Genomic DNA, 9,261 nt, shown 5'->3' on the forward strand with positions numbered 1-9,261 from the left:
CCGCTACCACACGGGTGTTGCGCACCGGGCCCCCGGAGTGAGCTTCATTCACTCCGGGGGTTCGGTCTTTCTGTCTCAGCACCCTACACCGCTCCTTTGCCATTTTTCGATCTCGTCTGGGCAGATCCTTGCGTCTACGCGGATAGCTCACTGTAGATTGTTTTCATGAGGAAACCCTTTAGCTCTAAAATCTCGACTACGTTTGACGACGTACGAGACACCGCAGACAAGATTGGTACGGCTGCGCACTCTCAGGCGAGCCTCAACATCGCCCTGACCGCGGTCGCGTGTACCGCGCTGCTTGTGGCCGCGCTGCTTATCCACTCCCGCCCGGGGGCCGAACAGTGACGATCGACACACTCGCGTCGGCCGGCCGCGCCCAACGCGCCTTCGAGCACCTCAACTTGCTCGGCATCGTCCACGGCAACGACGCGCTGAACCACTGGGTGGCGATCTCCCTCGCGGACGGGGCGTGCGACCAGCAGCTCTACCCGAGCAAGGCGGACGCGGTCCGCCACCAGCTCCACCCCGCCCAGTGCGCCTACCTCTTCTTCACCGGGATGCCGACGCTCAAGGAGCTCCGGTACTACCTGGACCAGAACGAAGAGTTGTACGACTCCGGGTTCGAACTCGCGGACCCGGACAGCTACCCGAACCCGGAGTTCATGCTATGACCGGCGAAATCTTCGATCCCGAGATTCACGCGACCGATGACCAGGGCAACCCGTCGACCAACAAGGACGGCAGCCTGAGGAAGAAGCGGGCGGACGCCGGGCAGCGCAAGGGGCCGACGTCGGCCAGGCGCACGACGACGACCCGGGCCGGCGGGAGCAAGCGCACCGACCCGCGCGCGCAGCACCACAAGAGCGTGACGGATCTTCTGGCGATGCCGGCGGCGGTGGCGTCGCTCGCGGATCCGGTCGTGGGGTACGTGGCCAGCGGGCTCGCACCGATGTGGGCGGATGCGCTCGCGGATCTCGCGGTGGAGAATCCGCGGATGGCCGCGGCGCTGGAGCGGGCCGGGTCGCTGGGCGCGGTCGGCGGGGTCATCACGGCCGCGGTCGTGACCGGTGTGCAGATGGGCCACCTCTTCGGACGGGTCCCAGGGCACATCGTCAAGATGACCGGCGGTCAGACCCGCGAGGAGATCGAGCAGATCCTCACCCAGCGCGGCGAGATGATGGCGCGTCAGGGGGGTGGCAAGGATGCGGAGAGCCCGGAAGCAACAGGGGCCGCCGCACGCGGTGAAGCTGTATCCGCGTAGCTACTTCTACACCCGCATCTGGGAGTACCGGCCCGGTGAGCACGTCAGCTTCATCGGGCCCACCAACAGCGGCAAGACCACGCTGATGCTCCCGCTGCTGGCCCGGTCGGTGTCCGAGGATCTCCCCGGGTACCTCACCGTGATGAAGCCACGGGACAAGACGGTGACGGAGTTTCTCCGGCGACATGACGGATGGAAACGGATCGTCAACTATCCGCCCCCGATGGGTCCGCGCCCCAAGGGCGGGTACGTGCTGTGGCCGGTACACACCAACGATCCCGAGCGCGACGAGGAGCGGCACGCGGAGATCTTCCATCGGCTCCACCGTGATCGGTACGTCAAGGGTGACTCGATCATCTGTGACGACGAAGCGGTGTCCCTGGTCCGGGAGATGCGGTTGGGCCCGGATCTCGTGCGGATTTGGACGAAGGGCCGCTCGATCGGGACCGGGCTATGGGCGGCAACCCAGCGTCCGGCCATGGTGCCGCTGGAGATGTACGACCAGGCAGAGCACCTCTTCCTGGCACATGACCCGGACAAGCGCAGCCGGGACCGGTTCGCCGAGATCGGCGGGGTGAACCCGGAGGCGGTGGCCTGGGTGGTCGAGCACCTCCCCCGGTGGCACTGGCTCTACATCCGCCGGCGCGACCGCACCATGTGCGTGGTGGGGCCGTAACACCGTTCCTATCTTGTGTTCGTACGTCCCGAATCCGGAGAATATGGTTGCCTGAGGCAACCGGTGGTGGAAGCCTCTTGATCCAAGTGCCCTTGTTGGGCGAGATCAGGAGGCTTCCACATGAGCATGACCGCCACTGAGGCGCCGCCCCAGGCCCAGGGCAAGGGCAAGGGGAAGGACGCCCAGGTCGTCGCGGCCCGCCCGTTCGTGACCGGTACCCGCACCCTCGAATCCGAGGTGTACACGGAGACCGTCACCCAGAACACGAGCACCCAGGCCCTCCGCCCGTACGAGTTTCAGGTGGACGGCTACCTGTCCGGCGCGATCATCCACGTCAAGGCCACGACCGCGGGCAACGCGGCGACCGTCGCGTACAGGGAGGACGGGCCGGCGGCCGGCATTCAGTCCGTGATCGTGGAGGACATCGGCGGCAAGCAGGTCCTCGGACCCATGGACGGGTGGAAGCTGCAGGTCCTCAACCGCTTCGGTGGATTCGTCCACAATGCGGACATCAAGAACCTGGAGGGGTACACCGCGACCGCCGGCTCCGGCGCGACCGCGGGCTCCTACTCCTACAGCCTCCGGGTGCCCATCCAGGTGCGGCGACGCGACGCGATGGGGTCGCTGCCCAACCGTAACGCGTCGGCCACCTTCAAACTCAAGATCACCATCAACACGATCGCGAGCGTCTACAGCACCGCCCCGACGAACGCGCCCTCCATCAACGTGCAGGTGCAGCAGCACGGATGGGCGACGTCGGACAACCGCGACTACAAGGGCAACAGCGTCTCGCCGACCCCGAACGGCGTCGGCAGTCTGATGTACACCGACATCGAGACCATCCAGCTCTCCGCCGGCGCTTTCAATCAGCGCATGTCCACCTTCGGCGGCCTGATGCGCGTGCTCATCTTCGAACTCCGCGACTCGAACGGCAGCCGCGCGACGGGCGAGGCCGACTGGCCCCAGCTCTTCGAGATGGAGATCGACAAGGTCAAGGCCTACTCCCGCACGCCGCGGACGTGGCAGACGCAGATGTCCGAGGACTGGGGACTCACCCCCGGAACGGAGTCGGTCACCCAGGCCAACGTGCGCCCGCGCTCGACGTATGTCCTGCACTGGCTCGACGATTTCGGCCTCGCCCCCGGCGCCGAGAACGGTTTCCGCTACCAGCCGGTGACCCCCTCCACCGCGATCCAGCTCATCGGCACCATCGGCGGCACGGGCGCGCACACCCTGTCGATCACGAAGAACTACCTCAGCCCCGTGGGCGACGACCCGCGTCAGCTCACCGGCGGTCGCTGACCCAGGCCGCGCACGGCCGGTACGTCACCGGCCGTGCCAGTACGTCAACCACTTCACGTACCGGAGGAATCATGAACCTGCTGATGCCCGACCTGGGCAAGATCCTGTACTTCGCCCTGGGCACTTTCCTGGGGCACAAGCTGCTGGCCAAGGTCCGCGGCTGACATGGCCTCCCCGGGCGCGCAGATCAGCAGCCTGCACCTCGCCATCGCGGCGGGCGGCGGGGTGCTGCTCTATGCCGCCCTGCGAGGCGTCTCCCCGCTGCAGGCCCTCAAGGACGTCACGTCCGGCGCCCCGCCGGCCGTGTCGACGGAGGGCAAGGTGATCACGGGCAAGGGCGGCAAGGCCGACCCGGCCTACACCCCGGGCGGGTTCGGGTCGGTCGATTGGAACGGCGTCTACCGTAAGGCCAAGGTTCCCAAGCTGCTGCAGACGCCGGCCACGTTCGTGGCGGCGGCGGGTAGTCACGCGTGGGAGACCTATAGCCAGACGGAACGCTGGAAGCGCGGCAAGAGCGACTGCGCGTCCTTCGCCGGCAAAGCGCTGCTCGATACCGGCATCGACCCCCCTGGGGGGTCCACGACGACCGCGTATCTCGGCTCCGCCCAATGGGTCAAGGTCTCGGCTCCGCGCGCGGGAGACATCGCCGTGAACGCCAAACACATGATCATTTGCACGGACGGCAGCCATGGGATAGGGCAGCAGAACCCGACCCGCAACGTCACGAGGGACACCATCGACAACCTGATGGCGAACACCGGGGCATGGGAGATCCGCCGCTATCGGGGGTGGTCGTGATGGCTGCCTCCACCGGGCCGGTCCTCGCCATCGGCGCGCTGACCATGGCCAACCGGAGCGTTTTCAACGACGAGCCGGTGGACTGGAAGGTTCCGATCGCGACCGCGATCACCGCCGTTCTGTTCGCCGGCGCCGAACGCGCGGTCGGGCGGACCGCGGTCACGCTCGCGTATGTCGCCCTGGTCACCGTCGTGTTCGCCCGGGTCGATCCCAAAGTCCCCTCCCCCGCGGAGTCCGCTCTCCGCTGGTTCAACGAAAGGTAAACGCATGAGCACGGTCGAAAAGGTCGCCATGGCGATCGTCGGCGTGGGGCTGGTGACGACCCTCATCCTCCCGGGCCGGCAGACCCCGAAGGTGATCGACTCGATCCGCAGTCTGTTCACCGGCGGTCTGGCTACCGCGATGGCCTCCCCCGTGAAGAAGTGACCGATGGCCACCTACAGCGGCAACGTGCTGCGGATGAAGGCGCCGGAGCGGCCGCACGCGCACCCGTCCGGGCCGGACTCCGCGCACGCGGAGCCCTCCGGCATGGACGCGCTGCCCCAGCGTCGCCAGGACGAGATCACCGTACGCCCGGACCTGGGCGCCGAGTACGCCGGCCTCACCCTTGAGGACGGTGTCGAGCGGGCCCTGATGGCCGGGCAGCCCGGCATCGGCTGGGACGCGGCGTCGGAGGCGATGCACACCCCGGGTGACGGGTCGACCCCGGCAGGCATCGCCCCGGCCTGGCTCGCCGGCGACCCGCACAACGCGGGCGTGGACACGTCGTTCGCGTCGGCGGCGCGCGGGGCGATCGCGGGCTCGCGGCACCGCGCGAACATCAGCCGGGTGCACGGGGTCGGCGACGACTCGCGGCCCGGCCACACCGCCAACCCGGTCGGTGTGGCGGGAACGTCGTTCCTGGAACGGGAGGCGGGTTTCCCCCAGTCGATCGGCGCTGAGCCGACCGGGCCCGGGGCGGACAAGTTCATCGCGGGCACGAACTCCTGGTCGGCGTCGAACCCCGAGGGGGACCAGTTCGCAGCCGGGCGCGGCGGCGGCCGTGCGCACTTCGGTTTCGAGACCGGGTATTTCGTGCACACGCCGATGTATCAGGACCGGCCGGCGCAGACGTACGACCGGCGCACGGCGCCTCCGGTGTCGCGGGACCCCCGCGTGGGCGGGACGTACCCGCGTACCCCGCAGATGGGGCAGTTGGCGGCGAACCCGTGGCTGACCGAGCTGGGCGAGTCCGTCACCCCGTCCGGGTACGGCGTGCCGGTGGACGGGAGTATCTGATGGCGGAGATGCTCGACGGCACCATGGACTTGCCCGGTGCGGGCAAGGTGAAGAGGAAGTACATCATCATCCCGGCGGCCCTCGCGGCGGCCTACGTGGGGTGGCGGTGGTGGTCGGCGTCGCGGGACACCGGCCCGTCGACGTCCGATGGCCTCTACTCGACTCCGGATCTGACCGACATGGGCCAGTCGACCACCGGCAGCGGCGGCAGCGTCAGCGTCGGCGGGAACAACGGGAACCAGTGGACCGACGGCACCAACCCGAACGCGATCAACGACAACGCGGCGTGGACGGGCAAGGCCGCGGACCAGCTGGAGGCCGCGGGCTGGAACCGGCAGGCGGTTCTGTCCGCGCTGGGCAACTTCCTCGCCCGGCGGTCGCTGGACAAGACGGAGGCGCAGATCGTCCGCGCGGCCCTCGCGTCGACCGGGCAGCCCCCAGTAGGCGGCCCGTACTCCGTCATTGAGGCCGCGGCGACCGGCAATGCGACCCTCAAGGCGCCCACCGGTCTGAAGGTGTCCGCGGCGGATGCGACGTCGGTCACCCTCGCGTGGTCGGCGGTCGCCGGCGCCGCCGGGTACGACGTGGCGCGGTCCGGTGCCAACGCGGTCCGCTCGTCCGGGACGTCGGTCAGGATCACCGGCCTCGCGTCGAACACCAGCTACTCCTTCACCGTGGCGGCGGTGGCTGCGGACGGGAAGGCCGGCCCTAAGTCGGCGGCCGTGTCCGGGAAGACCAAGCCCGTCACGCTGACCAGGCCCACCGGCCTCAAGGCCAGTGCGATCACCAAGACCAGCTTCCGGGTGACCGCCAACAAGGTCCCGGGCGCCACCTACTACCGGTGGTGGATCGACGGGAAGCAGGTCGCCCCCAGCGACCAGCCCTACCGAGATTTCACCGGCCTCAAGGCAGGCACCAGCCACAAGGTCACGGTTGCCGGTGACACCACGACTCAGAGCCCGGGGCCGCAGTCGGCTGCCCTCACGGTCAAGACGAAGAAGTAAGGAGAGCAGCAGATGAAGCCCGAGACTGAGGTGTCCATGGCCCTCGCGACCAGCATCATGGCCTATGGCGCCTACCAGATGGCGCTTCCGTCCACGGCGGACGTGCGGTCGCTGGAGCCCGGGAACGCGGACATCGCGTCCGCTGAGAAGACGGCGGCATGGATCGCGGCCGGCGGCGTGGCCCTGGTCAGCATCCTGACCAAGAGCCCGGCGGTGTTCACCCTGGGCGGACTCACCATCATCGGCGCATCGTGGACCACCCGGCACGCGAACGCGGTGTCGAACATCAGCAAGCGGGCGGGTTCGATGCTCCCGGCTCCGGCGACCGGCAAGGACGGCGGGATCGTCGGCGACGAGGTGGCCGTGGCGCAGCAGCTCCCGGTCACGCCGATGTACGGCGTGGCGGTCTGACCCGTGGCTGACGTCGACAAGTACGGCATTCCGAAGGGGGGCAACCCCGGGCCTGCCTGGTCAGTGAAGTGGTACGCGAACAACAAGTTCCAGCTCCCCTGGAACGAGCTTGTGGTGTACATCGCGCTGGCCGGGTGGCCGGAAAAGCTGTGGGCGGAGGCCGCGGCGACGTCGGCGGCGGAGTCCAGTCGGCAGCCGTTCATCTACAACACCTACAAGCGCGGGCACTTCGGCCTTTTCCAGATCAGCCGCAGCGCGCACGCGGATTTCTTCGCCCCGCACGGCGATGGTCTGAAGTGGGTGGACGGGCAACTTAACGCATCCGAGGGCTACCGGATCTACCAGGCCCAGGGCTGGGGGGCATGGCAAGCGCACACCACCGGCGCCTACCTTGCCTTCCTCCCCCAGGCAAAGGCCGCGGTCGCCCAGGTGAAGCGCAAGGGCACGACGGAGGCCCAGCTTCGGGCCCAGTTCGGGAAAAAGGGCGGCGACGAGATGATCAAGGTCATCGCTTTCGACCCTGACTCCGGCCGGCCCGGCGGTGTGGTCGACAGCATCACGGGCAGCATCGGGGATGCGGCCGGCGCGGTCGCCGACGCCACCGGCCTGGACGCGGTGGGCAACTTCCTGTCCGACGCCTGGGAAGCAGTCACCAAACCGAGCTTCTGGATGCGTCTTGGCTACGGCGTGCTGGGCGTGGGCCTGGTCGGCGGCGGGCTCATGCTCATCCTGCGCGAGCAGCCCGCGGTCCAGAAAGCCGCGCGCGGTCTGACCGCCGTGGCGACGAAGGGAGCAGCCTAAATGGAGATCACCTCCGATCCGGACGAGATCGTGCAGCACGAGTACCCCCCGGAGCCGGACCGGCCCATCGGGGTCACGGTCCGCGGCCCGGTGGAGACGCGGGAGCTTCCGGCCCGGGGTGTCGGCTACCGCACCGAACAGAACGTCGGTCAGGTGGCCGTGCGCCTGCTTCCGCTGGAGGCCCGGCGCAAGGGCGCGCTGATCTGCGCGGTCGGCCAGGACATCTGGCTTGCCCAGTCGCAGGCCGGGGCGATGGCCGGCGCGGCGGGCGCCATCCGCATCCCCGCGGTGCTGCCCTGGCCCGTCGATCACCTGGGTGAGGTGTGGGCGTGCGCGGTGTCCGGCACCACGGACATCAGCGTGCAGTCGTCGTACTGGAGTGAGTGAGATGCCGTCCCCCTCGTACGTGCCGGTGGTCCCGGTCCGGACCCTGTACGCCGAGACCGGCGCGGACTTCGCGGTGACCGGGGCGACCGGGCAGACGTCCACCCCGCTCACGGTCCGCGTGGAGGCCGGCCGGAGGTACTGCCTCGACGCGGGGATCATCTTCTCGTGCTCGAACACGACCGCGTCGGTCGGTCTGTCGTGGACCGGTCCGACCGGCGCGACCATGCGGTGGAACAGCACCACGGCGTCGACGGGCTACCGGCCCACCATCGGGGGAGTCGACTCCTACACCGGGTCGGCGGCGAACCGGCTCGTGTTCCTGCGGGGCCGCCTGGTCACCGCAGCCGCCGATGGCCTGCTGACCCTGACCATGTCCATATCAGACCCGGCGGAGACAGCCCGTCTGTACGCAGACAGTTGGCTGACCCTCACCCGGGTGCCCTAGGGGGAAAAGTGAGCCCGCGAGCAGACAGCGGCGACAGCACGGCGGCCGTGGCCATAGCGGAGCTACGGGAGGCCGTGCGGTCGCTCAATGCCACCGTGGACACCCTCGCGGCCACCGTGGCCGCGCAGGGCAAGCAACTCTCGATCGTCTACACCGCCGCGGCCCTGGTGGTCGGCATCATCGGCGGACCCAACGCGGTCCATCTGTTCGCGCAGCTGCACGGGGCCGGCTGATGGCGGACGTCCTGGACACCTACGGCTCCGTCGTCCTCGACGCCAAGGGGTACGGGTTCGTCAGCTTCACCCCGGAGAGCTTCCGGACGTGGCGCGTGACGATCATCAACGTGCGCACCGACCAGGGCCCCACCCAGGTCCCGATCCCCCAGGCGACCGTCTATCTCGGGTCCATCGGCCCGGGACAGATCGTCTCCCAGACGTGGATGGGCAACCGGTCCACGGCCTCCGGGGAGGTGCTCGTGCAGCCGTCGCAGCAGCTCATTGTCGAGTGGGCGAACGGGGTCCCCGGCAGCCGCGCGACCGCGTCCATCTACGGCACGCAGACCATGCGATAGGGGGAGTCACCGTGCGATTTGATGACGATCTGGCCGGAGGCGTGACGCTCATCCGCCCCGCCCTCCAGTCCCCGAACTACGACCCCGGCAAGGCCGGGTGGAAGGTGGGCGTCGACGGCTCCGCCGAGTTCAACGACGCGGTGGTCCGCGGCGGCATCTCCGTGGGCGGCGTCTCCCTCTACTACAACGGCACCCCGGGCCCCGGACGGCTCATCATGGCCGTGTCCGGCCAGGCGGGCACCGACGCCTACGGCAATGGCTACCCGGCGGGCATCAGCGTGTTCGGGCCGGACGGCCGGATCACCCTGTCCACGGCCGCCACGA

At 68.9% G+C, this 9,261-nt stretch carries 16 protein-coding genes; all 16 read left to right on the top strand.

The window, feature by feature from the left end:
- Positions 1 to 344 precede the first annotated feature (344 nt).
- Positions 345 to 674, top strand: a complete 330-nt coding sequence (locus ACIOWN_RS33865; protein ID WP_401984361.1) for a hypothetical protein — start codon at positions 345 to 347, stop codon at positions 672 to 674.
- A complete protein-coding gene (locus ACIOWN_RS33870) occupies positions 671 to 1,264 on the top strand; it encodes a hypothetical protein (RefSeq protein ID WP_401984363.1) in 594 nt (197 codons plus the stop codon). The genes ACIOWN_RS33865 and ACIOWN_RS33870 overlap by 4 nt, the downstream gene beginning before the upstream one ends.
- Positions 1,245 to 1,940 carry a hypothetical protein gene (locus ACIOWN_RS33875; RefSeq protein WP_401984365.1) on the top strand — a complete coding sequence of 232 codons (696 nt, stop codon included), beginning with the start codon at positions 1,245 to 1,247 and terminating at the stop codon, positions 1,938 to 1,940. Before ACIOWN_RS33870 ends, ACIOWN_RS33875 begins: the two co-directional genes overlap by 20 nt.
- Before the next feature lie 120 nt (positions 1,941 to 2,060).
- The gene (locus ACIOWN_RS33880) at positions 2,061 to 3,242 is read left to right on the top strand and encodes a hypothetical protein (protein ID WP_401984367.1); all 1,182 of its coding nucleotides are present in this window, start codon (positions 2,061 to 2,063) and stop codon (positions 3,240 to 3,242) included.
- Positions 3,243 to 3,407: 165 nt separating this feature from the next.
- Complete coding sequence (locus tag ACIOWN_RS33885) at positions 3,408 to 4,040, top strand: hypothetical protein (RefSeq protein WP_401984369.1); 633 nt, start codon at positions 3,408 to 3,410, stop codon at positions 4,038 to 4,040.
- Entirely contained in the window at positions 4,040 to 4,303 is a 264-nt protein-coding gene (locus ACIOWN_RS33890; protein ID WP_401984372.1) for a hypothetical protein, read from the top strand. The genes ACIOWN_RS33885 and ACIOWN_RS33890 overlap by 1 nt, the downstream gene beginning before the upstream one ends.
- 4 nt (positions 4,304 to 4,307) lie before the next feature.
- The gene (locus tag ACIOWN_RS33895) at positions 4,308 to 4,466 is read left to right on the top strand and encodes a hypothetical protein (RefSeq protein ID WP_401984373.1); all 159 of its coding nucleotides are present in this window, start codon (positions 4,308 to 4,310) and stop codon (positions 4,464 to 4,466) included.
- Positions 4,467 to 4,469: 3 nt separating this feature from the next.
- Positions 4,470 to 5,318 (top strand): hypothetical protein, encoded by an 849-nt coding sequence (locus tag ACIOWN_RS33900; protein ID WP_401984374.1) that lies wholly within the window; start codon positions 4,470 to 4,472, stop codon positions 5,316 to 5,318.
- The gene (locus ACIOWN_RS33905; RefSeq protein WP_401984375.1) at positions 5,318 to 6,322 is read left to right on the top strand and encodes a fibronectin type III domain-containing protein; all 1,005 of its coding nucleotides are present in this window, start codon (positions 5,318 to 5,320) and stop codon (positions 6,320 to 6,322) included. The genes ACIOWN_RS33900 and ACIOWN_RS33905 overlap by 1 nt, the downstream gene beginning before the upstream one ends.
- Before the next feature lie 12 nt (positions 6,323 to 6,334).
- Entirely contained in the window at positions 6,335 to 6,733 is a 399-nt protein-coding gene (locus ACIOWN_RS33910) for a hypothetical protein (protein WP_401984376.1), read from the top strand.
- A gap of 3 nt (positions 6,734 to 6,736) precedes the next feature.
- Positions 6,737 to 7,534: a hypothetical protein gene (locus tag ACIOWN_RS33915; RefSeq protein WP_401984378.1), complete on the top strand. Its 798-nt coding sequence runs from the start codon at positions 6,737 to 6,739 to the stop codon at positions 7,532 to 7,534.
- Positions 7,535 to 7,921 (top strand): hypothetical protein, encoded by a 387-nt coding sequence (locus tag ACIOWN_RS33920; RefSeq protein WP_401984380.1) that lies wholly within the window; start codon positions 7,535 to 7,537, stop codon positions 7,919 to 7,921. It abuts the gene before it with no gap.
- 1 nt (position 7,922) lies between these two features.
- Positions 7,923 to 8,366 (top strand): hypothetical protein, encoded by a 444-nt coding sequence (locus tag ACIOWN_RS33925; RefSeq protein ID WP_401984381.1) that lies wholly within the window; start codon positions 7,923 to 7,925, stop codon positions 8,364 to 8,366.
- 8 nt (positions 8,367 to 8,374) lie between these two features.
- Complete coding sequence (locus tag ACIOWN_RS33930; protein WP_401984383.1) at positions 8,375 to 8,599, top strand: hypothetical protein; 225 nt, start codon at positions 8,375 to 8,377, stop codon at positions 8,597 to 8,599.
- A complete protein-coding gene (locus tag ACIOWN_RS33935; protein ID WP_401984385.1) occupies positions 8,599 to 8,937 on the top strand; it encodes a hypothetical protein in 339 nt (112 codons plus the stop codon). The genes ACIOWN_RS33930 and ACIOWN_RS33935 overlap by 1 nt, the downstream gene beginning before the upstream one ends.
- An 11-nt stretch (positions 8,938 to 8,948) precedes the next feature.
- On the top strand, positions 8,949 to 9,261 hold a 313-nt coding region (locus ACIOWN_RS33940; protein WP_401984387.1), incomplete at its 3' end, for a hypothetical protein.

It is taken from the genome of Streptomyces sp. NPDC087787 (genome assembly GCF_044743035.1).
GTDB lineage: Bacteria > Actinomycetota > Actinomycetes > Streptomycetales > Streptomycetaceae > Streptomyces.